19 protein-coding genes are annotated in these 25,404 nt (G+C 53.1%); 11 read left to right on the top strand and 8 right to left on the bottom strand.

Going from position 1 to position 25,404, the window contains the following annotated elements:
• Positions 1 to 40 precede the first annotated feature (40 nt).
• On the bottom strand, positions 41 to 1,540 hold the full coding sequence (locus tag EDF78_RS10650; protein WP_133823077.1) for an MDR family MFS transporter: 1,500 nt from the start codon (positions 1,538 to 1,540) through the stop codon (positions 41 to 43).
• An 84-nt stretch (positions 1,541 to 1,624) separates the two neighbouring features.
• Here EDF78_RS10650 and EDF78_RS10645 point away from each other — a divergent pair, with 84 nt between their 5' ends.
• From EDF78_RS10645 to EDF78_RS10635, 3 genes are all read left to right on the top strand, one after another.
• Positions 1,625 to 2,326 carry a TetR/AcrR family transcriptional regulator gene (locus tag EDF78_RS10645; RefSeq protein WP_133823076.1) on the top strand — a complete coding sequence of 234 codons (702 nt, stop codon included), beginning with the start codon at positions 1,625 to 1,627 and terminating at the stop codon, positions 2,324 to 2,326.
• Positions 2,327 to 2,468: 142 nt separating this feature from the next.
• Complete coding sequence (locus EDF78_RS10640; RefSeq protein ID WP_131693687.1) at positions 2,469 to 3,554, top strand: type I restriction endonuclease; 1,086 nt, start codon at positions 2,469 to 2,471, stop codon at positions 3,552 to 3,554.
• A gap of 209 nt (positions 3,555 to 3,763) precedes the next feature.
• Positions 3,764 to 4,963, top strand: coding sequence for an MFS transporter (locus EDF78_RS10635; RefSeq protein WP_243839444.1), 1,200 nt, complete (start codon positions 3,764 to 3,766; stop codon positions 4,961 to 4,963).
• A 48-nt stretch (positions 4,964 to 5,011) separates the two neighbouring features.
• Here the strand turns inward: EDF78_RS10635 and dcp are convergent, their stop codons facing one another.
• Positions 5,012 to 7,165, bottom strand: a complete 2,154-nt coding sequence (gene dcp / locus EDF78_RS10630) for a peptidyl-dipeptidase Dcp (RefSeq protein WP_133823074.1) — start codon at positions 7,163 to 7,165, stop codon at positions 5,012 to 5,014.
• Positions 7,166 to 7,352: 187 nt separating this feature from the next.
• Between dcp and EDF78_RS10625 the strand changes: the two genes are divergently transcribed.
• Complete coding sequence (locus tag EDF78_RS10625; RefSeq protein WP_133823073.1) at positions 7,353 to 8,009, top strand: Qnr family pentapeptide repeat protein; 657 nt, start codon at positions 7,353 to 7,355, stop codon at positions 8,007 to 8,009.
• A gap of 18 nt (positions 8,010 to 8,027) precedes the next feature.
• On the opposite strand, the gene EDF78_RS10620 is transcribed toward EDF78_RS10625, so the two are convergent.
• Positions 8,028 to 9,065, bottom strand: a complete 1,038-nt coding sequence (locus tag EDF78_RS10620) for a virulence RhuM family protein (protein ID WP_119825434.1) — start codon at positions 9,063 to 9,065, stop codon at positions 8,028 to 8,030.
• A 717-nt stretch (positions 9,066 to 9,782) separates the two neighbouring features.
• Here EDF78_RS10620 and cytX point away from each other — a divergent pair.
• Positions 9,783 to 11,036: a putative hydroxymethylpyrimidine transporter CytX gene (gene cytX, locus EDF78_RS10615; protein ID WP_133823072.1), complete on the top strand. Its 1,254-nt coding sequence runs from the start codon at positions 9,783 to 9,785 to the stop codon at positions 11,034 to 11,036.
• Between the two features lie 514 nt (positions 11,037 to 11,550).
• Here the strand turns inward: cytX and mqo are convergent.
• Positions 11,551 to 13,203, bottom strand: a complete 1,653-nt coding sequence (gene mqo / locus EDF78_RS10610) for a malate dehydrogenase (quinone) (protein ID WP_133823071.1) — start codon at positions 13,201 to 13,203, stop codon at positions 11,551 to 11,553.
• A gap of 57 nt (positions 13,204 to 13,260) precedes the next feature.
• Here mqo and EDF78_RS10605 point away from each other — a divergent pair, with 57 nt between their 5' ends.
• Positions 13,261 to 13,518 (top strand): hypothetical protein, encoded by a 258-nt coding sequence (locus EDF78_RS10605; RefSeq protein ID WP_133823070.1) that lies wholly within the window; start codon positions 13,261 to 13,263, stop codon positions 13,516 to 13,518.
• A gap of 69 nt (positions 13,519 to 13,587) precedes the next feature.
• On the opposite strand, the gene EDF78_RS10600 is transcribed toward EDF78_RS10605, so the two are convergent.
• Positions 13,588 to 15,237: a malate:quinone oxidoreductase gene (locus EDF78_RS10600; RefSeq protein ID WP_131693693.1), complete on the bottom strand. Its 1,650-nt coding sequence runs from the start codon at positions 15,235 to 15,237 to the stop codon at positions 13,588 to 13,590.
• A gap of 576 nt (positions 15,238 to 15,813) precedes the next feature.
• Here EDF78_RS10600 and EDF78_RS10595 point away from each other — a divergent pair.
• Positions 15,814 to 16,560: a flagellar brake protein gene (locus tag EDF78_RS10595; RefSeq protein WP_095923925.1), complete on the top strand. Its 747-nt coding sequence runs from the start codon at positions 15,814 to 15,816 to the stop codon at positions 16,558 to 16,560.
• Positions 16,561 to 16,568: 8 nt separating this feature from the next.
• On the opposite strand, the gene EDF78_RS10590 is transcribed toward EDF78_RS10595, so the two are convergent.
• On the bottom strand, positions 16,569 to 17,327 hold the full coding sequence (locus tag EDF78_RS10590; protein ID WP_133823069.1) for an SDR family oxidoreductase: 759 nt from the start codon (positions 17,325 to 17,327) through the stop codon (positions 16,569 to 16,571).
• 126 nt (positions 17,328 to 17,453) lie between these two features.
• Between EDF78_RS10590 and EDF78_RS10585 the strand changes: the two genes are divergently transcribed.
• The 4 genes from EDF78_RS10585 (at position 17,454) to EDF78_RS10570 (ending at position 21,999) form a co-directional block, all read left to right on the top strand.
• Positions 17,454 to 18,353, top strand: coding sequence for a LysR family transcriptional regulator (locus EDF78_RS10585; RefSeq protein ID WP_162928650.1), 900 nt, complete (start codon positions 17,454 to 17,456; stop codon positions 18,351 to 18,353).
• 84 nt (positions 18,354 to 18,437) lie between these two features.
• Positions 18,438 to 19,562, top strand: a complete 1,125-nt coding sequence (gene yhjD / locus EDF78_RS10580) for an inner membrane protein YhjD (protein ID WP_133823067.1) — start codon at positions 18,438 to 18,440, stop codon at positions 19,560 to 19,562.
• Positions 19,563 to 19,849: 287 nt separating this feature from the next.
• Complete coding sequence (locus EDF78_RS10575; protein ID WP_119825452.1) at positions 19,850 to 21,172, top strand: MFS transporter; 1,323 nt, start codon at positions 19,850 to 19,852, stop codon at positions 21,170 to 21,172.
• A 59-nt stretch (positions 21,173 to 21,231) separates the two neighbouring features.
• Positions 21,232 to 21,999, top strand: a complete 768-nt coding sequence (locus tag EDF78_RS10570; protein WP_131693698.1) for a CDP-diacylglycerol diphosphatase — start codon at positions 21,232 to 21,234, stop codon at positions 21,997 to 21,999.
• Between the two features lie 58 nt (positions 22,000 to 22,057).
• On the opposite strand, the gene EDF78_RS10565 is transcribed toward EDF78_RS10570, so the two are convergent.
• Both EDF78_RS10565 and pdeH read right to left on the bottom strand, forming a co-directional pair.
• A complete protein-coding gene (locus tag EDF78_RS10565) occupies positions 22,058 to 24,112 on the bottom strand; it encodes an AsmA family protein (RefSeq protein WP_133823066.1) in 2,055 nt (684 codons plus the stop codon).
• 212 nt (positions 24,113 to 24,324) lie between these two features.
• Positions 24,325 to 25,101 carry a cyclic-guanylate-specific phosphodiesterase gene (gene pdeH / locus EDF78_RS10560; RefSeq protein WP_095923932.1) on the bottom strand — a complete coding sequence of 259 codons (777 nt, stop codon included), beginning with the start codon at positions 25,099 to 25,101 and terminating at the stop codon, positions 24,325 to 24,327.
• Positions 25,102 to 25,404: the final 303 nt, after the last annotated feature.

Below are 25,404 nucleotides of genomic sequence, written 5' to 3'. Positions count from 1 at the left end.
AAGGGGAAAGCTTAGTGCATATCGCGCAGAGTGCCGCCGCTTATTTCTTCAGCACCGCATCTTTTTGCAACAGCGACAGAACAAACGCCAGCACCATCACGCAGGCAGCAATCAGATACACCGAGTGCAGCGCCGAGCCAAACGCCTGCAAATAATCAGCGCGGATGGCGGTGGGTAATTCCTGCACCGCCTGCGCGCTGAGGGAACGCGGAAGCACCGTGCCTTCGGGGATCAGCGCCACCAGCTGATCACGCAGGACGTGGGTGAAAATGGCACCAAACATCGCCACGCCAATCGAACCGCCAATCGAGCGGAACAGCGTCACCCCGGAGGTGGCCACGCCCATCTGTTTCATCGATACCGAGTTTTGCACCGCCAGCACCAGCACCTGCATCACCATCCCGAGGCCAAGGCCGAGCACGCCGATGTAGAGATACAACATATGCACCGGCGTGCTGACTTTCAGCAGAGCCAGTAACACCATGCCGGCAAAACTCAGCAAGGTGCCGATAATCGGGAAGATACGGTAACGCCCGATGCGGCTGATCAGCCGTCCGCTGATAATCGAACTGACCAGCAACGCGCCCATCAGCGGCAACAGTTGCATCCCGGCTTCCGACGGCGACGAGCCTTTTACCACCTGCAAATACAGCGGCAGGAAGGTCATCGATCCCATCAGCGACATGCCGATAATAAAGCTGATCGCGCAACTGAGCAGGAAGGTGCGGTCGCGGAACAGCCCCAGCGGAATGATCGGTTCAGCGGCCAGCGTTTCTTCATAAATAAAGCCGCCGAGTGTCACGATACCGAAGGCGAGAATGCACCACAGTTGCGGATCCGACCACTGATACACCGTGCCACCTTCGCTGGTGAACAAAATGATGCAGGTCAGTGCCGCCGCGAGATAACCCGCGCCGAGAAAATCGATTTCATGGCGGATGCGTGCGCTCTGTGATTTCAGCGCCACGCCAATCACCAGCAGGGCAAAAATCCCCAGTGGCAGGTTGATGTAGAAAATCCAGCGCCACGAAATGTGTTCTACCAAAAAACCGCCGATCAGCGGCCCGATCACCGTCGCCAGACCAAACACGCCGCCGAACAGCCCCTGATATTTTCCGCGCTCAGAAGGCGGGATCACATCACCGACCGCCGCCATACTGACCACCATCAGCCCGCCACCGCCCAGCCCTTGCAGAGCGCGCATCAGGATCAGCTGCGTCATGTTTTGCGCCAGTCCGCACAATACCGAACCGAGCAGGAACACAATGATCGCCGTTTGCAGCACGATTTTGCGTCCGAGCAGATCACCAAACTTACCGTAAAGCGGCACCACAATCGTGGAGGCCAGCAGATAAGAGGTCACCACCCACGAGAGCTGATCCAGCCCGCCGAGCTCGCTGACGATAGTCGGCAACGCGGTAGACACAATCGTCTGGTCGAGTGCGGCCAGCAGCATCACCAGCATCAGCGCGGAGAACAGCAGCTTTATCGAAGGCTTCTCCTTCGTGACTTCGCTCTGTGCCGAATTTATTGTCGTCATGAATGACATCCTGACTTGTAATTAATTAACTGTATAATTAATATTGAAGCATCAAATTAATCTGGTCAATGGATCAAACCCCTTATGGCAGACAGAAAAATCTCAGAATCGCCAGGATCCGCACAAAAGGATCAAAAGGAAGTCACCTCGCCCGCCCGTCGTCCGGGACGGCCGCGCAGTGCCAAAAAAGGTGAAGATAAGCGCGAACTGCTGCTGGATGCCGCCCTGAAACTGTTTGCCCAATACGGCATCGCTGAAACGCCGCTGAGCATGATCGCCAGAGAAGCAGGCGTCACCACCGCCATGCTGCATTACTATTTTAAAACCCGCGAACAGCTGCTGGACGTGATGATCGACGAACGTTTCCAGCCGGTGCGCGCCGGTTTCACCGACATTTTCGAAACCCATGCCGACGACCCGCTGATGGCAATCACCCATATGGCGCAGTGCATGATTGATGCGGCAGAAAAATACCCGTGGGTGGCACCGCTGTGGGTACGCGAAGTGATCAGCGAAAGCGGTATGCTGAAAAAACGCATGGAAGAACGTAACGGCGATAAAAACCGTAAAATCGTGCAGGAATGCATTACCCGCTGGCAGGCGGAAGGACGGCTGAACCCGGATCTGAATCCGGCGCTGCTGTTCATCTCCCTGTTCGGCCTGACGCTGTTCCCGATGGCCTCCATGAAAATGCGTCAGGAAGGCGCGTCGCCGATCTCCCCCGATATGCTGCGCAAACACGTCGCCCTGCTGCTGTTCCACGGCCTTGCACCGCAGAAGTCATAAGCTATTTACTTTTACTCCTCGATTATTAGTGGCATTTCACTGAATAAGTGATCAATGCCACAATTTGCATCTGGTGTTATTCCTCTATATTCCCTATAAGTAAACATCACACAGCAGTGATTAGAAAATAATTGAGGCATATATGGAAATTTTGGAACAATTGAATAGCTTGGCTGTAAAAATTAAGCAACAGTCGCCACTGATTCAAACTGAAGAAGCCACCAAAAACGCATTTGTTATGCCATTTATTAATAAAATACTTGGGTATGATGTTTTTGACCCGACAGAGGTTATTCCAGAATTTATCTGTGATGTAGGTACCAAAAAAGGTGAAAAAATCGATTACGCAATCCTTAAAGGGGGAGAAATTCAAATCCTTGTGGAATGCAAAAAAATCGGCGAATCACTCAACATAAACCACGCTTCTCAACTATTCCGATATTTCCATGTGACAAATGCCCGGATATCCGTTCTAACTAACGGGCAGGTATATAAGTTTTTTACTGATCTTGATGCTCCGAATAAAATGGATGAGAAACCATTCTTTGAACTCGATCTACTTGATTTAGATGAGAATCTCGTTCCAGAGTTGATCAAACTCACCAAATCAGCCTTCGATGTTGAGTCCATCGTCAATGCTGCGGGTGAGCTGAAATACGTAAGTCAGATTAAGAAAATATTTCTTACTCAGTTCACTAATCCTGAGGAAGATTTCGTTAAATTCTTTGCTTCTCGTGTTTATGACGGAATACTCACTCAAAAAGTCCGTGAGCAATTTAATACTCTTACCCGTAAGGCCGCGAGCCAGTTGTTAAATGATCAGGTTAACGAAAGGCTTAAATCAGCACTCAGCGGCACAGTGCAAAACTTACCTGTAAAAGAAATCGAAGATGAACCTGGTGCTGCATCCGCAATTATGAGCACGCCTGAAACAGAACAGATTGTTACCTCTGAGGAAGAACTGGAAGGGTTCCATATTGTTAAGTCAATCATAAGAACCATTGTCGATGCTAAACGTATCACACCGAGGGATACCAAAAGCTATTTTGGTATTCTCATTGATGACAACAACAGAAAACCTATTTGTCGTCTCCATTTTAACCGTACTCAATTTTATATTGGGTTGTTTGATGCCGAAAAAAATGAGACCCGACATCCGATAGACTCTCTCGATGATATCTACCAATTTTCTGATCATCTTAATAAAACAGCTCAGAGTTATAACTGATGGGCTGAGGGTAACTTGATGAGCCTGCAAGAGCAGGTTCATGATCCTTCCACGGCCTTGCACCGCAGAAGTCATAAGCAGGATCCTGACCGGCGCGGGTTCGCCCGCGCAACTCTCTTAAATCCCTCTTTTTTGTAATGAAAAATACTGCGCAGACTCCTTTATCATGTAACAAAAATGTTGCCGTTAATCAGGGAATGCCGTTCATCATGAAGGGAATGCCGCCGTTAATCCTCGCGTTACTAGCCAGTTCATTAGTACTTACTATCGGACGTGGCGTTACCTTGCCGTTTATTACCATTTATCTGACCGAGCACTATCATCTGCTGCCCAAAAGTGTCGGGATTATTCTCGGGGCCAGTCTGGCGATCGGCATTCTCAGCAGCCTGTATGGCGGCTATCTGGTGGATAAATTCAACCACCGGACACTGATCACCGTCTCGATCAGCCTGTTCGGGTTGAGTTTTTTACTGCTGCCGGTGCTGCCCAATGTGACCGGTGTTTTGCTGGTTCTGGCGCTGCTGAATGCCTCTTATGCCCTGCTCAGCATCACGCTTAAAGCCTGTATCGCCAGCTGGTTGCCGGTGGAAAAACGGGTGAAAGCCTTTTCGATGAACTACACGCTGGTAAACGTCGGCTGGGCGGTCGGTTCATCGCTGGGCGTCTGGCTGGCCGGTTTCAGCCCGATGCTGCCGTTTGTGATTTCCGGCGTACTGGCGCTGGGCACCGTGATTTCCCTGACCTGGGGATTGCGCAATATTGCGCATAAACCGCCGCAAGCGGAGCAGGAGCAAACTCCGCAGCCGAAACCCAATCTGCGCCAGACGCTGGGTATTCTCGCCCGCGACCGGCGACTGATTTACTTCACGCTGGGCAGTACGCTGGGTTCAGTGGTGTTCGGGCAGTTCGCCGGTTATCTGTCGCAGTACCTGATTCTGGTGTCGAACGCGGCCTTCGCGTACAAAATCATCGGCGCGGTGATGATCACCAACGCCGTGATTGTTATCGCGTTCCAGTACGTATTAAGCAGCCGGATGAAACAAAACAGCCTGCTGAAATGGCTGCTTCTCGGCACGATTTTCTTCATCATCGGCCTGATTGGCTTTATGACCGCCGGACAATCGGTGTTGTTCTGGGTGATCGCCATGGCGATTTTCAGCTTCGGCGAACTGATCGTCATTCCGGTGGAATACATGTTTATCGACTTTATCGCCCCGGAAAACATGAAAGGCAGCTACTACGGCATGCAGAACCTGAGCAATCTGGGCGGCGCGATAAACCCGGTCATGTGCGGTTTTCTGCTCAGTTACGCCGCCCCGCCGGTGATGTTTATCGCGCTGATCGCCGCCTCGGTGGGCGGCCTGGTGTTCTTCTGGATGGGGCACCGGCTGGCATCGCGGACAGCATAAAAAAGGCCCTGAACGTTTTCACGTCAGGGCCTCAAGGAAACCCGAAAGTTACTCCTTCAGCCCGCGATTTTTCAGCATCGGCTCAATCGACGGCGCTTTGCCGCGCCAGGTTTCATAGAGTTTTTCGAGATCTTCGCTGTTGCCGCGCGAGAGGATCTGATCACGGAATTTCTGACCGTTCTCCCGCGTCAGTCCGCCCTGTTCAGTGATACCCGCAAAGGCATCGTCGGCCAGCATTTCGGTCCACAGATAGGCGTAATATCCGGCGGCATAGCCGTTACCCCAGATGTGCTGGAAATAGCTGGAACGGTAGCGCGGCGGCACATACGCCAGATTCACCTTGTCTTTCGCCAGCGACTCCGCTTCGAACTTATCCACATCCTGCTGCGGAGCGTCCGCGCTCAGGCTGTGCCAGTGCATATCCAGTAACGCCGCCGCCAGCAGTTCGGTCATGTCATAACCTTTGTTGAACTTGCTGGCCTTCTCGATTTTGTCCTGCAGGGCCTGCGGCATCACCTCGCCGGTCTGATAATGTTTGGCGAAGTGAGTAAACACTTTCGGGTCGCTCGCCCAGTGCTCGTTAAACTGCGACGGGAATTCGACAAAATCACGCGGTGTGGCGGTGCCGGAAAGGCCTGGGTATTCCTGATCGGCAAACAGGCCGTGCAGCGTGTGACCAAACTCGTGGAACATAGTGATCACGTCATCCCACGACAGCAGCGCCGGTTGCCCCGCCGCCGGTTTCTGGAAATTCGCCACGTTGTAAATCACCGGTTTATTGCCCAGCAATTTCGACTGTTCGACGTAATTGCTCATCCACGCGCCACCGCCTTTATTATCGCGCTGATAATAATCAGCATAGAACAACGCCATCGATTTACCGTCTTTATCGAACACCTCAAAAATCCGTACGTCCGGGTTATACACCGGCAGGTCTTTGCGTTCTTTAAAAGTGATGCCGTACAGCAGATTCGCGGCATAAAACACGCCGTTTTCCAGCACATTATTCAGCTCGAAATAGGGTTTGATCTGCGCGTCGTCGAGGTCATATTTCTCTTTGCGCACCTGCTGCGCATAGTGCTGCCAGTCCCAGGCAGCCACTTTAAAGCCACCCTTCTGTTTATCGATTTCCGCCTGAATATCAGCGGCCTCACGCTGCGCGCGGGCGGTGGCTGCCGGGACGATTTTGTGCATAAAATCGAGCGCAGCCTGCGGCGTTTTCGCCATCTGATCTTCCAGCTTCCACGCGGCATAGCTCGGGAAGCCGAGCACCTGAGCCTGTTCGGCACGGACTTTTGCCAGCGTCGCAATCAGCTGGCGGGTATCATTGGCATCGCCTTTTTCGGCGCGATTGATCGAGGCTTCATACAGCGCCTTGCGCGTGTCGCGATCCTCCAGCGATTGCAATAACGGCTGCTGCGTGGTGTTTTGCAGCACCAGCAGCCAGGCGTTATCCAGCTTACGATCTTTGGCGGCCTGCGCGGCCGCCGACAGTTCGGCATCGCTCAGCCCGGAAAGCTGCGCTTTGTCTTTCACCGTCAGCCCGCCCGCTTTGGTCGCGGCCAGTAATTTGTTGGTAAACTGGGTGCTAAGTGTTGCGGCCTGCTGATTCAGCGCCTTCAGTTTATCTTTATCCGCATCAGAAAGATTGGCACCTGCCAGCTCGAAATCCTTAAACGTCACGTCGATCAGGCGCTGCGATTCCGGCGAAATTTTCAGGCTGCCACGCTGCTCATACACCGCTTTCAGACGCGCAAACAGTTTGCTGTTGAGATGAATGCTGTCGTCCATCGCGGCCAGTTTTGGCGAGGTGTCTTCGTCAATTTTTTGCAGCGTGTCGTTGGTGTTCGCACCGGTCATCGCACCAAAAACATTCTGTACGCGTTGCAGCATGACGCCGGATTTTTCCAGCGCCACATAGGTATTTTCAAAGGTCGGCGGCGCCGTGTCGCTGGCAATTTTATCGACTTCAGCCAGTTTCTGGCGGATGCCTTCGAGGATCGCCGGTTCATAATCACTGTCTTTATAGAGATTAAATTGCGGCGCCTGATATTCCAGCGGGCTGGGTTTCAGAAATGGGTTATCTGCATTGATGGCGTGATTCATAGCATGCTCCTGCGTGGCGGGCCTGGCGGTTTCCGCAGCCCCTGCAAACTGGCTGACAGCCAGGCTGGTTGCCAAAAAGAGAGATGACAAACGCATTCCAGTCTTCCTTATCTGAGTGAGAGAAGTGCTCCGTTAAGTCATTGAGAATAGACCTCGCACGCCGATCCGGCAAAAGGCAAACGTAGGTAAATCGTGTTATTACGAGGCGGATTCCATATTTTCGGCAAACGTTTTCTGTCAGGATATCGGCCTTTGCAGGGCATCAAAGACGACAGAGGATCCGATGATCAAAGACCAGACATTCAGCGACCAGCGTTTTAGCGTGAAACAATTTACCGGCGAAACGCTGGAGAATTGCCGCTTTTACCGCTGCCGTTTCGACAGCACCGATCTGTCAGAAACCGCGTTTGTCGATTGTCTGTTTTACGATGATGAAGAGCAAAAAGGCTGCTCTTTCCAGCATGCCAGATTGCAGGATGCCAGTTTCAAACATTGCGATCTGACGATGGCGGATTTCAAAAACATTCAGGCGCTGGGCTGTGAAATCCGCGAATGCAAAGCCACCGGCGCAGATTTCAGCGGTGCCAGCTTTATGAATATGATCACCCCACGCACCTGGTTTTGCAGCGCGTTCATGACCAAAAATAACTTCAGTTATGCCAATTTCCGCAACGTCATTCTGGAAAAATGCGAACTGTGGGAAAACCGCTGGACCGGCGCGAACGTGCAGGGTGCAAATTTCAGCGGCGCCGACCTTTCCGGTGGCGAATTCACTGAGTTTGACTGGAATAACGTCAACATCACCCATTGCGACCTGACGAATTCAGATCTGGGCGAACTGAATATCCGTAAAATCGATCTCGATGGCGTGAAAATCGATGACTGGCAGCAAAGTCATTTGCTGGAGAAGCTGGGTGTGATTGTCATTCATTCGAAATGACGGGATTTGAAAGCACAGTTAACGTTTTTTCTGTGCGAGAGTGCAAAGCGCCTCAATATTACTTTTTTCGCCTTCGGCCTCTTTCAGCTTGCGACGCTGTTCAGCGAATTTCTCATATTGCTGGCAGGCTTTTTCATCCGCTTCTTTTTTGCTGGTTTTACCGCTGCCCTGCAAAACGTCAAACTCATTGAAATTGAGGAATTGTTCAAGTTTATCCTCCCAGCTTTTTAAGAATATCTGCTGGCGGCGCTTAGTCTGATCTTCCGCGTAATCCAGCCACATTGAAATAATGCGATTCAGCTGATCAATTTCTTCTTCGCGTAAGTAATTTTTCGCAATCGTGGTATCAGTCTTACGCACCTGATCACATTTGAAACTGGTCAGTCCCATATCCGGCTGGCTGGCATTCGCGCGCTGAGCGATAATTTCCGCCGCTGTAAGGCCGGTACAGGCGAAATGCAACTTATTCTGGATTGCCTGAAAGAAACGCGCGGTATCTTTATCTGTGGGCCGATAATCAGCCGCCATCGCAAAAATATCTTTGATACGAAGATAAATACGGCGTTCGCTGGCACGTATATCCCGGATGCGCTCCAACATTTCGTCGAAATAATCCGGCACGACTGACTGACCCACTGGCGGATTTTTCAGTCGTGTATCGTCCATGACAAACCCTTTAATGACATATTCTTGCAGGGTTTGTGTCGCCCACTGACGGAATTGCGTACCACGGGCAGAGCGGACGCGATATCCGACCGCAAGGATGGCATCAAGATTGTAATAATCAATCTGCCGGGAAACCTCCCGCGTCCCTTCCTGACGAACTATCCGGAATTTCCGGATGGTTGCATCTCGCTCAAGCTCACCGTCGTTATAGATATTCATCAAATGTTCGTTAATGGTCCGAACATCTTTTTGATAAATTTCGGAAATCAGAGCCTGCGATAGCCATAGCGTCTCCGATTCAAAGCGACATTCTATACGTAGCCGCCCGTCATGAGTTTGGAAAAGAACAAACTCACCTTCCGGCGCCAGAGGCGTAATGTGTTCATCCACCGGTACTTACTCCTTCAGCCAGCAAGGGCGTTGATTCAGCAAACAATGGATTTATTCTACCTGTTTCCCCGGACTGCAAAAATAGCGGTTAATCTAACCCTCGCATGAAACCGCCCCGAAGGGCGGTTCATTTACTGCTATAAAACCGGGCCAATATTGACGTTGATATTGATATGAGAAACGTTAACGCTCCATCCATCATTCTCAGTCGTCATCAAAGAACCCAGTACAACGATCAGTGCATAAATACACTTTTTCATTGTTGCGGCCTTTTATAACCGCGTTTCACCAATAAGCACCGGGACCGACTGGAGAAGAACAAGCAGCGTCTGGGCTGATTGTCCCCGCGGTACTTAAGTGCCAATTACAAGCCCGGTGACCCGCCGCTAAACGGGCAAACTAGCCCCGCGCAGATGCTACCATTAAGGCCATTATATTTATAAGGTTATTGATCATAATTTAAGCTTGCCGGGGATTCTTCACTTAGGTATATTTACCCGGTCTGGGCTGCTTGTCCCGCTTATTTTAAGCAAATGAAAATTGAGAAAGCTTAGCGCTAACTGAACTTCCTCAACAAAATAACCGCTCTCTGAAGCGGTTTTTTTGTGTCTGAAATCCTCACGCCCCGCCGAAAAGTGCGCTTCTCCCCCGCCCTTCATCGGGATCTCACCGCAATATGCTATAACAGGCATTCGCTTTAGCCACAAAATTAACCTCATGAAAGATAATAGTATTTACTCTCCTCAGGCGTCTGTGCCGGAAAAATCACGGGTGCTGGGCTGGTCAGATTTATTCTCGCTGTGGTTCTCACTCGGCATGGGCCTGATGGTGTTGCAGGCCGGGGCGATTCTTGCGCCGGGCCTCGGACTGGCAGGAGCACTGGCGGCGATTGTGCTGGGGTCTGCCGTCGGCGTTGCGCTGCTGGCGCTGGTCGGCGTAACCGGCGGGCAAACCGGTTTATCATCAATGGCGTCGCTGAAACTGAGCCTCGGTAAACGCGGCGTGGTGTTGCCGGTCTTGTTCAATCTGATCCAACTGATTGGCTGGGGCGCGTTCGAAATTGTGGTGATGCGTGATGCCGCCAGTCTGCTGGCGAAACGCGCCTGGGGGGATGGCAGTATTTGGGCGAATCCGACACTCTGGACGTTTATTTTCGGCGCTGTCGCTACCTTGCTGGCGGCCAGCGGGCCACTGGCGTTTATCCGCGTGGTGCTGCGCCGCTGGGGTATCTGGTTGCTGCTGGCGAGCTGCGCATGGCTGACCGGTTATCTGTTCCTGCATACGGATTTATCCACGCTGTGGCACAGCGCCGGAGACGGTTCGATGCCCTTCGCGCTGGCCTGTGACATCGTGGTGTCGATGGCATTTTCGTGGTTGCCGCTGGTGTCGGATTACACCCGTTTTGGCAAATCTGCGCGACAAAACTTCTGGGGCACGGCGTGCGGATATTTCCTCGGCAGCGTGTGGATGATGTCGCTCGGCGTGGCCTATACGCTTGCGTTTGTCAGCACCCCGACCGATGCCAATGCGCTGCTGCTGGCACTTTCCGGTATCGCGCTGGGCATTCCGCTGCTGTTGATTCTGGTGGATGAACATGAAAATGCCTTTGCGGATATCCATTCGGCGGCGGTGTCGGCAGGCACTTCCGTGCCGGTCAGCGTCGGTAAGCTGACGCTGGGTATCGGCCTGCTGTGTACGCTGATCGCCTGGTCGGTGCCGCTGACGCAATATGAAAACTTCCTGCTGCTGATTGGTTCAGTCTTCGCGCCGCTGTTCGGCGTGGTGCTGACGCACCATTTTGTCCTGCGCCGGCAGACCACCGAAAACCTCAATCTGCGATCTGTCGCAGCCTGGTTTATCGGAATTGCGGTCTATCATCTGATGGCAAATCTGCTGCCTGATGTGGGGGCGACTCTTCCGTCGCTGCTGGTGGCGGGACTGGTGTGCTGGGGATTAGGGCGTAAAGCCTGAGTTAAAAAACCGCCCCGAAGGGCGGTTTCTCTACTGCTATAAACCAGACCCCATGTTGACGTTAATATTGATATGAGAAACGTTAACGTTCCATCCATCATTCTCAGACGTCATCAAAGAACCCAGCACAACGATCAGTGCGTATATACACTTTTTCATTGTTACGGCCTTTTATAGCCGCGTTTCACCCATAAGCACCGGGACCGACAGGAGAAGGACAAGCAGTGTTGAGGTTGCTCGTCCCCGCGGTACTTAAGTGCTATTTCCTGAGCCCGGTGACCTGTCGCTAAACAGGCGAAACTAGCTCCGCGCGCAGACTAGCATTAAGACCATATAAAAAGTAAGACAATTTTATTGTCACTCAACTTGTTCGTTTCGGGTGAATCATGTACAGTTCTTTTCGTTGAGGTTGCTCGTTCCCGCTTGTTTTAAAAGGCTGGTTTAGCGCTAACTAAATCACCAATAAAAAAAACCGCTCTTTTAAAGCGGTTTTTTTGTGCCTGAAATCAGGAAATTAAAGCGCGATATCCGCAGGCTGTTTCGGCTCTTGTTTCGCCTGAGCCTCCAGCGGACGTAGCTGAACCACATCGGCAACGGGTGTGGTTTTCAGCGACGGGGTTTCCAGCCCGAGGATACGGCTGGTTTCCAGCAGTTCTTTCTCGGTCGCTTCCACATTGCCGTTCAGTTTGGTGCCATAAGACGGGATGATTTCCCGGAATTTGGCCTGCCATTCTGCACTGGCGGCTTTCTCTTTAAAGACGGTTTCCAGCAACTTCATCATGATCGGTGCCGCCGTTGATGCGCCCGGTGATGCACCCAGCAAGGCGGCAATGCTGCCATCTTTTGCGCTCACCACTTCGGTGCCCAGACGCAGCACACCGCCGTGCTTGCCATCTTTTTTGATGACCTGCACACGTTGTCCGGCGACCCAGCGTTTCCAGTCTTTCTGCTCGGCCTGCGGGAAAAATTCCTTCAGCGCGGCGTGACGGTCTTCGTCACTGAGCATCACCTGCCCGACCAGATATTTCACCAGATCGAAGTTGCCCACGCCGACATGGGTCATTGGCAGCAGGTTCGAGCTATTGACGCTGCCAAACAAATCCCACAGGGACCCGTTTTTCAGGAATTTACTGGAGAAGGTGGCGAACGGCCCGAACAGCAGAACCTGTTTGCCATCAATAATACGGGTGTCGAGATGCGGAACCGACATCGGTGGCGCGCCCACGGCGGCTTTGCCGTAAACCTTCGCCAGATGGCGTTTCACCACATCCTGATTTTCTGTCACCAGGAATTCGCCCCCCACCGGGAAACCGCCGTATTCACGCGCTTCCGGAATGCCGGATTTTTGCAGCAGCGTCAGCGACGCGCCGCCTGCGCCGATAAACACGAATTTGGCATTCACGACATGGTGTTTGTGGCTGTGTTTAAGATCGGTAATGGTGACGCGCCAGGTTTTGTCCGGATTGCGCTGGATATCCCGCACTTCCTGACCGTTTGCCAGCGTGAAGTTGGATTGTTTCTGCAACGCCTCAACCAGCTGACGGGTCACTTCACCGAAGTTCACGTCCGTGCCTGCGGTGGTGCGGGTTGCGGCGACTTTCTGCGCCGGATCACGGCCTTCCATCACTGCCGGGATCCACTGTTTGATCAGTTCCGGGTCTTCCGAATATTCCATGCCACGGAACAGCGTACTTTCCTGAAGGGCAGCAAAACGTTTGCGCAGGAAATCGATATTCTCATCGCCCCAGACAAAGCTCATGTGCGGCACGCTGTTGATGAACGAGCGCGGATTATTCAGCACACCTTTCTGCACCTGATACGCCATAAACTGACGGGAAACCTGGAAGGCTTCGTTGATCGCCACGGCCTTGGTGATATCGACAGAACCGTCGGGCATCAGCGGGGTATAGTTCATTTCTGCGAGCGCGGCATGGCCGGTACCCGCGTTATTCCAGCCGTTGGAGCTTTCCTGCGCCACGCTATCCATGCGTTCGATCATATGGATCGACCAGTCCGGCTCGAGTTCCCGGAGATAAGTCCCCAGGGTTGCACTCATAATTCCGCCGCCGACCAGCAATACATCAACGGATTTTTCGTCTTCTGCGGCCGCAGGCTCGCTGGCACCCAGTGAGTCACGGTTGAGAAGCATACCAAGTATCTTTCTCATGACGTCTGTTTCTCTAAATGTTCAGTTCTGTTTTGGCTATTCGTTAGGAATATTGTTATGGCTATCGAACAAGAAATTAGCAAAAAAACACGCGGGATCGTTACTGAAACTTCATTTTTTCAAATGATGGCTACGAATATAACATTATCACTACAAAATTTAAAAAAGGATTTAACGTTTCAAAAAAACAGGCAGAGGGGATATCAGACAGTGGCTCAGGCCGCGTCACCGCTGGATTTTAAGGGTTCTGCAAAAGAGTTTTGGAGGGGTTTCTGGCGGTCAAAGAACGTGCAATTTGTGCTAAATCGGGTTTGATGGCAAACGTGAGATGTTAAAAAAGGCGCAGTTGCCCGCGCCTTTACGATCACTTTTTACGGAATCACATTACAGCGCGACGTCTGCAACCTGCTTCTGCTCTTCACCCTTTTTAGGGGCTGAAGAATTGTCCGCCGCCGGAGCCGGTTCTGCGGCTTTTGGCTGCGGGTTGTCGAGCATCAGAACGCGGCTGGTGTCGCCCAGTTCTTTCTCGGTTGCCGCCACGTTGCCGTTCAGTTCGGTGCCATAAGAAGGGATGATGTCCTTCAGTTTGGCCTGCCATTCTGGCGTCGCCACTTTGTCTTTAAACACTTTTTCCATCAGGTGCAGCATGATCGGCGCTGCGGTAGATGCGCCCGGAGAAGCGCCCAGCAGCGCGGTGATGCTGCCGTCTTTCGAGCTGACCACTTCGGTGCCGAGACGCAGAACGCCGCCTTCTTTCTCATCTTTTTTGATGATCTGCACGCGCTGACCGGCTTCCCACAGACGCCAGTCTTCTTTCTTCGCATCCGGGAAGTATTCACGCAATGCATCGAAACGGTCGTCGTCGGAGAGCATCACCTGGCTGACCAGATATTTCACCAGATCGAAGTTGTCGATACCCACGTGGGTCATCGGCATGATGTTGGAGAAATTGACGCTGCCGAACAGATCCCACAGGGAACCGTTTTTCAGGAATTTGCTGGAGAAGGTGGCGAACGGCCCGAACAGCAGAACCTGTTTGCCATCCAGAATACGGGTATCGAGGTGCGGCACGGACATCGGCGGTGAGCCGACAGACGCTTTACCGTACACTTTGGCCAGATGGCGTTTCACCACGTCCGGGTTCTCGGTCACCAGGAATTCGCCGCCGACCGGGAAGCCGCCGTAGTTGTCTGCTTCCGGAATACCGGATTTTTGCAGCAACGTCAGGGACGCGCCGCCTGCGCCGATAAACACGAATTTGGCTTTGATGACGCTTTCTTTGTCGCCGTTTTTCAGGTCGGCAACGGTCACGTTCCAGGTGTTATCCGGGTTACGCTGGATATCGCGGACTTCATGACCGAGGCTCAGCGAGAAGTTAGGTTTCTTCTGCAACGACGCCACCAGCTGACGGGTGATCTCGCCGAAGTTGACGTCGGTGCCGATCGGGATACGGGTCGCCGCGACTTTCTGCGCCGGATCACGCCCTTCCATCACCAGCGGGATCCACTGTTTGATTTGCGCCGGGTCTTCTGAATATTCCATGCCACGGAACAGAGTGCTTTGTTGCAGCGCCGCAAAACGTTTACGCAGGAAATTGATGTTGTCGTCGCCCCAGACAAAACTCATGTGCGGCGTGCTGTTGATGAAAGAACGCGGGTTGTGCAACACGCCGTTCTCAACCTGATAGGTCCAGAACTGACGGGAAATCTGGAAGGATTCGTTAATTTCGACCGCTTTGGAGATATCGATACTGCCGTCGGCTTTTTCCGGCGTGTAGTTCATTTCCGCCAGCGCAGAGTGACCGGTACCGGCGTTGTTCCAGCCGTTGGAGCTTTCCAGCGCCACACCGTCCAGACGCTCAACCATGTCGATGGACCAGTCTGGCTCTAATTCCTGAAGGTATGTCCCCAGCGTCGCGCTCATAATGCCGCCGCCGATCAGTAACACATCAACGGGCTTTTCATCTTCTGCCAACGCTGACTGGCTGAAAGCAACCACGTTAAGGCAGAGGATCATGGCGAGTATCTTTCTCATGACGTCTGTTTCTCTGAATGTTTAGTTTTAGTTTTGCAGGTGAAAGCTATCCAGATTTGCGCTGGATAAACGAAATCAACAACCCGGTGCGGAGGGAAATAAACACTTATTTCCACAGAGTATGAAAGGACAATAATGGAGAGTGACGACAACGTGGCAGATGTTCACAAAATCAACCACACAAATGTTACCGAATACTCATATTATCGAGATTTCGTAAACAATTTAACATCGTCGTTACGTGCATTAAAAATAGTTTAATACTTTAAATAATTACATAAGTTAGTTTCGCAGTGAAACTACACGCTGGTCGTCGGCGGCAAAGGACGAATCTGATAATAAAAATCTGAGACAGAGGGGAAATAGACCTTCAATGGTGTGAAAGATAGCCTATATATAAAGTCAGGGGCGGACAAAATGGCATACCCTCGCACAGCAGTTGCCCATTTTACCCATAAAGAACCGCCTTAATTCCGGATAAAGTTTTGTTCTGCGTAGCCGATAATCCCTATCGGGCGTCTTATACGGCAACGGCTGCGCCATTAATTTGCATTTATTTCTTATGAGGTGTGGCAGGTGAGCGAAGTATCCAAAGAGTCGTTTGCTAAGCGGAACACGCTGGCAATCTTGTCCGTTCTGCGTGACTTAAAGAAGAATCAGACGCTGGTCATGGTCAGCCACGCCCGCGGGCAATTTATCAGTAAAATTCTGGACGTGGATCCCGATAACCACCAGTTCCTGTTCGATCTGGGCAGCTCAGATTATGAAAACGGTCTGGCGATGGAAGCGGACTCGCTGAGTTTTGTCGCTGAACCGACCGGCGCGAAAGTAGAGTACTCCTGCAGCAAAGTCCGTCAGGTGACGTTTGAAGGTTTGCCTACCTTTACCTGCGATATTCCCCCGGTGCTGTATTTCATTCAACGTCGTGAGTATTTCCGCGTGAATGTGCCGTGGCTGCCGGATTACCGTTGCAGCGGAACCTTACCGGACGCGACCGAGTTCGCCTACCGTGTCAGGGACATTTCCCTGGGCGGGCTGGGGCTGGAAATTGACGGGATCACGCCGCCGGAGATCACCTCCGGTTCCGTGCTGAAAGATTCGATGATCCAGCTTGCCGAGCTGGGCACCTTTAAAGTGGATTTAGAGTATCTGGGCGCAATGGCGCGCAAATCAGTGAGCAATAAAGGCGAGACGGTCAGCACGCAGCGGCTGAGCTTTAAGTTTCCGCATTTATCGCCCGCGCAGGAACGTGACCTGCAACGGGCGATTTTCGAGCTGGAAAAACAGCAACATATGAAAGCAAAGCGTTTCCAGCACGACTGAACCAGCCATCAGATAAACATGCCGCCTGACGCTTCGACGCGCTGGGCGGTCATCCAGCCCGTTTCATCGCTGAGCATCAGCGCCACCATATCCCCGATATCATCCGGTAATCCGGCGCGCCCCAGTGCCGTGTTGCTGGCAACAATTTTGTTCACTTCCGGGTTATCGCGCACCATGCCGCCGCTGAAGTCGGTTTCGATCGCGCCGGGAGCCAGCACGTTGGCGGTGATGCCCCGCGCACCCAGTTCTTTTGCCTGATAGCGGGTCAGCACTTCAATCGCGCCTTTCATCATGGCGTAAGCGGATGATCCCGGCAGCGCAAACCGCGCCAGACCGCTGGAAATATTCAGGATGCGGCCACCGCCGGCCATCAGCGGCAGCAGTTTTTGGGTCAGGAAGAACGGCCCTTTCAGGTGCACATTCATCATCAGATCAAACTGCGCTTCGGTAGTCTGCGCAAAAGACTCATGCAAACCCACACCGGCATTGTTGACCAGAAAATCAAACGTGTCGCGCTGCCACACCTGTTGCAGCTGAGTTTTTACCTGCGCCACAAAAGCGTCAAAGCTGCCGGACTCACCGGTATTGAGCGGCAAGGCAACGGCTTTTCCGCCCTGAGCTTCCACCGTGGCGACCACTTCCTGCGCCGCAGCGGCCTGGCTGTGGTAAGTCAGAATCACGTCAACGCCCTTTTTTGCCAGCTTTTCAATGGCATTCTTGCCTAAACCACGGCTTCCGCCGGTCACAATTGCGATTTTACGATTCATTTCAGACCTCATTGGCTTTTTGCATCTTCTGCATCGGATGAAATACAGCCTATTGGATTACTCAGGCGTGATAAATGGTCCATAATGAGTTTCACTGTCTCAGTATTAACAACAATCAGGCAAAATGTGGATAAAATTCAATCAATGCAGGTTTTTGTACGGGTCGCGGAGCTGAGCAATTTTACCCGTGCGGCAGAAAGTCTGGGATTACCGAAAGGCAGTGTGTCGCGTCTGGTGCAACAACTGGAAACGCGGATGTCGGCGCGTCTGCTGCACCGCTCAACGCGCCGCGTGCAACTGACGCAGGACGGACAAGTCTTTTATCAACGCTGCAAGGAGTTGCTGGCCAGCATGGATGAACTGGAATCGATGTTTCAGTCGAATCCGGCCAGCGTCAGCGGGCGGTTGCGCGTCGATATGTCTGTGGGAATGGCAACGCATCTGGTGTTGCCGCGACTGGCCGAGTTTCTTAACCGTTATCCGGCGCTGGAAATTGAACTGAGCAGCACCGATCATCGTGTGGATGTGGTGCGCGAGGGGTTTGACTGTGTGATCCGCTCCGGCACGCTGAAAGACTCCGGGCTGATTGCGCGTCCCCTCGGCCAGCTCAGCGTGATTAACTGCGCCAGCCCCGGTTATCTGCGCCGTTACGGCACGCCGGATCACCCTGATCAGCTGGCGCAACATGCGATGGTGCATTACGAACAGACCCTCGGCAGCCACACCTCCGCCTTTGAATATCTCGACGGCAAGCAGGTAAAAACGGTGAAAAGTGGCGGCGCGGTGACCGTTAACAGCACCGAAACTTACGTCTCTGCCTGTCTGGCCGGTCTTGGGATCATTCAGGCACCGTTGATCGGCGTGCGTGACGCGTTGGCGGGCGGCCAGCTGGTGAGTATTTTGCCGCAGTTCCGTGCGCCGCCGATGCCGGTCACACTGGTTTATCCGCACCGCCTGAACCTTTCCCGCCGCGTGAAAGTGTTTATGGACTGGCTGACAGAAATCACCCAAACGTTCATTGCCTGAGCGGTTAAACCGCTGCGGCATAGCCTGAGCAACTCAGGTGTCTATACTTAAGGCTGGATGCACTTTTATGGACGACATGGATCAATGCCCATCATTTCAAAAAAAGAACCGAAAACGCAGGAAACTACCGCGCCGCTGATTAACCTCAAAACCGGCAATCAGACGGTGGATAAAAACATTGGCCGCTTCTCGCGGCTGGTGGAGCACGTTCAGTCCTGGGGCTGGGTCGCGCATCTGCTGCGTGCCATGGAACGTTTTAACGATCGCCTGGGCAGCCAGTTCGGCGCGGCCATCACCTATTTCTCCTTTCTGTCGCTGATCCCCATTCTGATGGTGTCTTTCGCCGCCGTGGGGTTTGTGCTGGCCTCAAATCCGGATCTGCTGGCCCAGCTGATCAACAAAATCGTCAACAGCATCAGTGACCCGAATCTGGCGAATACGCTGAAAAGCACGGTGAATACCGCCATTCAGCAGCGTACCGCCGTGGGCTTGTCCGGTCTGCTGATTGCGCTGTATTCCGGCGTCAGCTGGATGGGCAATTTGCGTGAGGCGATCCGCGCTCAGTCGCGTGATGTCTGGGAACGCAATCCGCAGGATCAGGAGAAGATTTACCGCCGCTACATCCGCGATTTTATTTCCCTGACCGGGCTGGTGCTGGCGCTGATCATCACGCTGTCTCTGACGTCTATTGCCGGTGCGGCGCAAAAAACCATTGTCGATGCACTGGGGCTGGGCGGCATCGACTGGCTGCGTCCGGTGATGACCAGTATTACGCTGGTGATTTCCATTGCCGCCAACTATCTGCTGTTCCTGTGGATTTTCTGGATGTTGCCGCGCCATAAGCCTCGCAAAAAAGCCTTACTGCGCGGCACGCTGCTGGCAGCGGTAGGCTTTGAGGTGATCAAATTCGTGATGACCATGACGCTGCCGAAACTGGCGACCTCGCCTTCCGGTGCGGCGTTCGGGTCAGTGATCGGTCTGATGGCGTTCTTCTATTTCTTCGCCCGTCTGACGCTGTTTGTCGCGGCGTGGATCGCCACGGCGAAATACAAAGATGACCCGCCGATGCCGGATCCGAAGCAAAAGGCCGCCAAACACGCAAAAACGGCCACGGGAAACGACAGTGAATACACACCGGACAACCTCATCGTGCCAGATGAAATGCATATAGCCGACGTTAATGCTGAGAATGAAGCTAAAAAGCAGTGAATAACACCAAATAAAGCCGAGCCTCACCCTGAAAACCAGAATAACTGACTGAGAGCCGTACTTTTATTTCGCGGTTTTGCAGTCAGTTACTCTGACTTTTACCCATTCGCCAAACTTATGATTGGCGAAATCCTGCCCTGATAAAACATTCCCCCGATCCACCCTGAATTGCCCTTTCCCCCTGCTTTCGTTGCGTTGAAATACCGCTGCGCTCTGCATAAGATGCCTTTTCGATATACATTTATTTACATTAGATCCCTCCCACTCATTACAAATAAGAAACACTTATGCAAGCCACTATCACTCCAGAATTAGAAGCTGACGCGCAATTGGTGAGTCAGAACTCCCGCGGCAAAGTCATCGTGGCATCGCTTATCGGTACGGCCATCGAATTCTTCGACTTTTACATCTATGCCACCGCTGCGGTGATTGTTTTCCCGCATATTTTCTTCCCGCAGGGGGATCCGACGGCAGCCACGCTACAGTCGCTTGCCACCTTCGCCATCGCCTTTATCGCACGTCCGATCGGCTCCGCGCTGTTCGGTCACTTCGGCGACCGCGTTGGCCGTAAAGTCACCCTCGTGGCGTCTTTGCTGACCATGGGCGTGTCCACCGTGGTGATCGGCCTGCTGCCGACGTACGCGACGATAGGCGTTTTCGCACCCTTGCTGCTGGCGCTGGCGCGCTTTGGTCAGGGTCTGGGACTGGGCGGTGAATGGGGCGGCGCAGCGCTGCTCGCCACTGAGAATGCCCCGGCGAAGAAACGTGCCCTGTACGGTTCTTTCCCGCAGCTTGGCGCACCGATTGGCTTCTTCTTCGCCAACGGCATGTTCCTGCTGCTGTCGTGGCTGCTGACGGACGAACAGTTCATTTCCTGGGGCTGGCGTGTGCCGTTCCTGCTTTCTGCGGTGCTGGTCATCGTCGGTCTGTATGTGCGCGTTTCCCTGCACGAAACGCCGGTGTTCGCCAAAATCGCCAAAGCGGGCAAACAGGTCAAAGTGCCGATCGGCACGCTGTTCACCAAATACAAAAAAGCCACCCTCCTCGGCACCTTCATCATGGTCGCGACTTACACGCTGTTCTACATCATGACCGTGTATTCACTGGGTTACGGCACGGCGGCGAAACCGGTGGGTCTGGGCATTCCGCGTAACGAATTCCTGCTGATGCTGATGATTGGTGTGATCGGTTTCGGCGTGATGGTGCCGGTAGCCGGTCAGCTGGCGGATAAGTTTGGCCGTCGCAAAACCATGATTTGCATTACGCTGCTGATGATCGTCTTCGCGCTGTGCTTCCCGACTATTCTGGGGGCCGGTTCACAGGCGCTGGTGATGGTTTTCCTGCTGTGTGGTTTTATGGTGATGGGGCTGACCTTCGGCCCGATGGGCGCGCTGCTGCCGGAACTGTTCCCGACAGAAGTTCGCTATACCGGCGCATCCTTCTCCTATAATGTGTCTTCGATACTGGGCGCATCCGTCGCGCCGTACATCGCCACCTGGCTGGCAACCCATTACGGGTTGTTCTATGTGGGCGTTTATCTGGCCTCAATGGCAACGCTGACGCTGATCGCGTTGTTACTGTCGAAAGAAACCGCCCATCAGTCACTGTAACTGACCCGGACACCGTGCCCGGTTTGCGCCCGGCACGGTGCCTTCAGCGAAGGTTTCTTATGCGCTTGCGTCGATTTATCCTGCCTTTCCTGCTCCTGCTTATCGTCATTGCTGCGGCCCTCTGGTATTTCTGGCCTCACACCTCCAATCCGAACGCCCTGTGGAACATCGTCAGTAAGAAATGCGTGCCGAATCAGCAAAGCACGGGCAAACCCGATCCTTGTGTGCAGGTGGATGAACAACATGGATTTGTGGTGCTGAAAGACCTGAACGGCCCGCTGCAATATTTGCTGATGCCCACCGCGCGCATCACCGGTATGGAAAGCCCCGCCCTGCTGGAACCGGCCACACCGAACTTTTTCAGTCAGGCATGGAATGCGCGGCATTTTATGGCGGATAAATACGGCAAACCGATTGATGACGCCAATGTTTCGCTGGCGATCAACTCACAATACGGCCGCTCGCAGAATCAGCTGCATATCCATATTTCCTGTCTTTTGCCGCAGGTGAAAACCACGCTGAGCAGGGATGGCGGGCAGATGGGGTATAACTGGCAGGCACTGCCGGATAAATTGCTCGGGCACACTTATCTGGCGCGCAAAGTGACCTCAGCCGAGCTGAATGAGAAAGGCGCGTTCCGGCTTTTGGCAGAAGGCGTCCCGGAAGCGGAGAAGAAGATGGGCCATTTCGGTATGGCGATGGTCACCCTGCCGGGCGGCGACTTCCTGCTGCTCGCCAGCGAACGCGACCTGCTGAAACTCAATAACGCCTCCACGGAAGAGATCCAGGACCACAATTGTGCGGTACTGGATCCGGTGCCTCAGTAATACAGATACCCGAAGGTGATTAATGCCAGCGCCTTCCCCTCTCACGAGGGGGAGGAGCTTACTTCTCTTTCATCTGCTGCAATATCGGGCCGCACTGGTTTTCTTCATTGTCGCTTGGGGAAATCAGGGCCAGCAGGGCAGCGGCTGGTGCGACGACGGCACCCAGCGCGACGGCTGCCGCACCACGGGCGATCAACGGCCCCGGTTTAACACCCGCATCCGGATTTTTGTACGTGCCGCGCACATACAGCGGTGAACGTAAGGTCAGGATACGTACACCCTTACTTTCCGGATTGATCGACAGGTCCAGCCGTTCGGTCGCCATGTTGGTGTTGCCGGTAATGTTGATCACCGCATTCTCGGTATCGAACACAAACAGACGTGGCGTCACCAGCCCGTTCCTGACATTAACGTTGGCGGCGGCGCAGTTAATCGCCACTTCGTCATCACCAAACAGTTTACTCACCACATAGTTACCGACATTCAGACCGGCCAGTTCCATCAGGCCACGGCTGATCACGCCATCGTTAATCAGGATTTTCATGTCGCCGTTACTGGTCCCCAGCAGCGCGGCGACGGAGTTCCCGGTGCCGGTCAGGGTTGCGTCGCCGTTCAGGTCACCCAGACTGCGCTCCATCGACTGCACGCTTGGCAGCAACTGTTTCAGTTTCAGCTTACGTGCATGAATGTCCGCACGCGCCTGCATCGGTGATTTGTCGCCTTCCAGCCGGATGGTGGAATTGAGGTTACCGCCCGCCACACCGAAACGCAGCGGGTCGAGCAGGATTTCGCCATCGTTGAGTTTCAGATGAGTACTCAGATCGCTCAGCGGCAGGGATTTGCCGTGCTCAATGCGTTTGGCGCTGAACTTCACATCGGCATCCATCACGCGCCAGCTTTTGGTATCGAACTTCTCGACCGGCAGCACTTTGTCGGAAGGCTGGCGGGTCGTTTCGCCGCGTTTGGCTTTATCCTTGTTGGAATCGGCACCAATCAGCGGCGCCAGATCGGCAAAGCGCAGCTGTTTGGAAACCACTTCGCCGCTCAGTTTAGGCCGCGGTTTACTGGCCTGATAGGTCAGTGAACCGTGAATATCGCTGTCGCCAATTTCGCCGTTGAAGTTCTGATAACGGTAAACCGCGCCGTTTTTGCCGTGTAATGTCGCCGATAAATGGCCGTCGGTGGAATACGGCGGGGTTTGCGGTAACAACACACCGGTCAGACCGTACAAATCGGACAACGTCTGGCCGGAGAATTTGAGACGTAAATCCAGACCGCCGAGGTTCATCGCATCCTGCAAGGTCCCCGCCACGGCCACCCGCGTGTTGCCGGAGCGCACATCCGCCTGTAACGGGAACAGCGCATCGGGATCTTTCAGCGCCAGCATGCCGCCGATTTTACCGCTGCCGGAGAGGGATTCGCCGTTGTATTTTCCGTCCACTTTCCAGCCAAACATGTAAGGCGGGGTTTTGGATTTCGGTGCATCGCTCTTATCACCGACCACTTCGGTAAACGGCAGCGGTTTGCCCAGCGGATCAATCACCGCGCGGAAATCGGCTTTCAGTTGGGCATCTTTGTAATCGATCTGACCGCGGTCAAATACGATGTCATTGAGGGTAAATGACCAGGCAGACGGCGGTTGCGCCGGGTCTTTCTTCTCGCTGTTGGCGAGGTTGAACGTCCAGTTGTTTTTGCCATTATCCAGACGCAGCAGCGAGGCATCCGGCTGTTTCAGCCAGATCGTGGGGATCAGCACTTCTTTATGCAATAACGCCAGCGGCGCAATGCTGGCATCGACGCGGGCGAGTTTCACCATCTGCGGGTCTTTTTCGCCAGTCTGTACATCGGATGGGTTGCCGAGCACGATATCTTCCGCATGAATGTGCGGCCAGGGCACCCACGCACGCCAGCCCGCTTCATCTTTATGACGCGACCAGTCGACGCCCAGATCGCCACGGATGGCGAAAGTGCGGTTAAGTTCTGTACTGACTTTTTGATTGATGGTGGGTTTGAGCCGGTTCCAGTCGAACATCGCGATGAAAATCACGATAGCAATCAACAGAATGATAATCACACCCACAACCCAGGAAATCACTTTACCTGTGCGCGTCATAAATCTGTTCCTTTCAGACAGTTAACGAATCCCAGAGTTTAACCATAGTAGAATTCATCGCAGCTTGCCGGAAACGGTATAAACGCAGGGGAAAGAAACCGCAGGAGGAAGAAAAGGAAAGAGAAGTGAAATCAAGGCATTGGAAATGCATCACACCACAGCAACTCACCAGACACTTTGAGACTTAGCCTTAGCGGGTCAGGTGTGATCCATTATCCTTTGAAATGTATCGGCAGGTTGTCCAGATTATCGAAAATCGTCGGGCGCGCCAGATAATACCCCTGTGCGGCCAGCGCATCGGAATTACAGACCATCGCCCATTCTGCGGCGGTCTCGACCCCTTCTATAATCACGCCTTTACTGTAACGGTTCATCAGCGTCACCAGCGTGTAAAACAGCCGTGAGCCTTCTTCGCTCTGCCCCAGCAGGATAAACAGGTCGCGGGCGATTTTGATGTATTCGTAATGCCAGGTCGTGAAGGAAGAGAAGTTGGCGATGCCCTGCCCGAAGTCATCCAGCCATAACCGGTCGGATTGCTCGATTTGCGACAGCGGAATGCTCAGCGCATGTTCGGCGCTTTCGACCAGTTCGAAACGGACGTACGGCATGGCGCTGATTTGCGCCCGCAGCGCCGAATCAGATTGCAGCATTTCCAGCACCTGACCATCGACGTTAATCGACGCCAGTAATTCATGTTCGATAAACATCGTCTGCCAGCGTTGCAACAGGTCGAGTTGCTCCTGCACGATTTGCAGGCGTTTACCCACCGCAATCGCGACAAAATACGCTTCCGGCGAAATGAATTTATGCGGGTTCGCAGGATGGAAAACCCCGGTCAGTAATTCAATTCCCAACAGCTTTCCTGTGGTGCGATAAATGGGCTGAAAACGGTACACTCTCTGACACTGACGCCAGTAAGATTGTGCTTTTACGCGCTCTATGGCGGTAAAAGAAGGCGTAATCAGCCCTAACATCATCTTCGTGATCATATTTTTCTGCCGTCATGAATAAGAATCAGATTATCAGGGACATGCGGCAACATGTGTTGCGTGACTACAATGAGATTCATGTCAACAGCCTGTGTTTCAGGAAACACCGTGTTTCATGGAGGCAAAGTAGCCCGATTTCCTGGCTTTCTTTAGTAGAGTTATCTATCGGCGCTGCGCGGGGAAACTTTAATCACTCCGCATTTCCCTGCAATCTGTGCGCATAAAAAACCAAAAAACCGCGCTGGAAGTTCTTTTCCGCAGGCTCTACATTGGAGGCACTGAAACATGTCATTGACCGCCCAT

It is taken from the genome of Rahnella sp. BIGb0236 (assembly GCF_004364755.1).
GTDB classification, from domain to species: Bacteria; Pseudomonadota; Gammaproteobacteria; order Enterobacterales; family Enterobacteriaceae; genus Rahnella; species Rahnella victoriana.
The sequence above is the reverse complement of the archived record's forward strand: the minus strand, read 5'-3'. Positions and strand labels throughout refer to the sequence as shown.

Bases quoted from the DNA above. Each gene is read 5' to 3' on its own strand.
- EDF78_RS10600 (WP_131693693.1), bottom strand. From the start codon at position 15,237: ATGAGAAAGATACTCGCCATGATCCTCTGCCTTAACGTGGTTGCTTTC.
- cytX (WP_133823072.1), top strand. From the start codon at position 9,783: ATGAAAGATAATAGTATTTACTCTCCTCAGGCGTCTGTGCCGGAAAAA.
- EDF78_RS10650 (WP_133823077.1), bottom strand. From the start codon at position 1,540: ATGACGACAATAAATTCGGCACAGAGCGAAGTCACGAAGGAGAAGCCT.
- pdeH (WP_095923932.1), bottom strand. From the start codon at position 25,101: ATGATCACGAAGATGATGTTAGGGCTGATTACGCCTTCTTTTACCGCC.
- EDF78_RS10590 (WP_133823069.1), bottom strand. From the start codon at position 17,327: ATGAATCGTAAAATCGCAATTGTGACCGGCGGAAGCCGTGGTTTAGGC.
- dcp (WP_133823074.1), bottom strand. From the start codon at position 7,165: ATGCGTTTGTCATCTCTCTTTTTGGCAACCAGCCTGGCTGTCAGCCAG.
- EDF78_RS10570 (WP_131693698.1), top strand. From the start codon at position 21,232: ATGCGCTTGCGTCGATTTATCCTGCCTTTCCTGCTCCTGCTTATCGTC.
- EDF78_RS10605 (WP_133823070.1), top strand. From the start codon at position 13,261: ATGGCTATCGAACAAGAAATTAGCAAAAAAACACGCGGGATCGTTACT.
- EDF78_RS10635 (WP_243839444.1), top strand. From the start codon at position 3,764: ATGAAGGGAATGCCGCCGTTAATCCTCGCGTTACTAGCCAGTTCATTA.
- EDF78_RS10625 (WP_133823073.1), top strand. From the start codon at position 7,353: ATGATCAAAGACCAGACATTCAGCGACCAGCGTTTTAGCGTGAAACAA.
- EDF78_RS10645 (WP_133823076.1), top strand. From the start codon at position 1,625: ATGGCAGACAGAAAAATCTCAGAATCGCCAGGATCCGCACAAAAGGAT.
- EDF78_RS10575 (WP_119825452.1), top strand. From the start codon at position 19,850: ATGCAAGCCACTATCACTCCAGAATTAGAAGCTGACGCGCAATTGGTG.
- yhjD (WP_133823067.1), top strand. From the start codon at position 18,438: ATGCCCATCATTTCAAAAAAAGAACCGAAAACGCAGGAAACTACCGCG.
- EDF78_RS10565 (WP_133823066.1), bottom strand. From the start codon at position 24,112: ATGACGCGCACAGGTAAAGTGATTTCCTGGGTTGTGGGTGTGATTATC.
- mqo (WP_133823071.1), bottom strand. From the start codon at position 13,203: ATGAGAAAGATACTTGGTATGCTTCTCAACCGTGACTCACTGGGTGCC.
- EDF78_RS10640 (WP_131693687.1), top strand. From the start codon at position 2,469: ATGGAAATTTTGGAACAATTGAATAGCTTGGCTGTAAAAATTAAGCAA.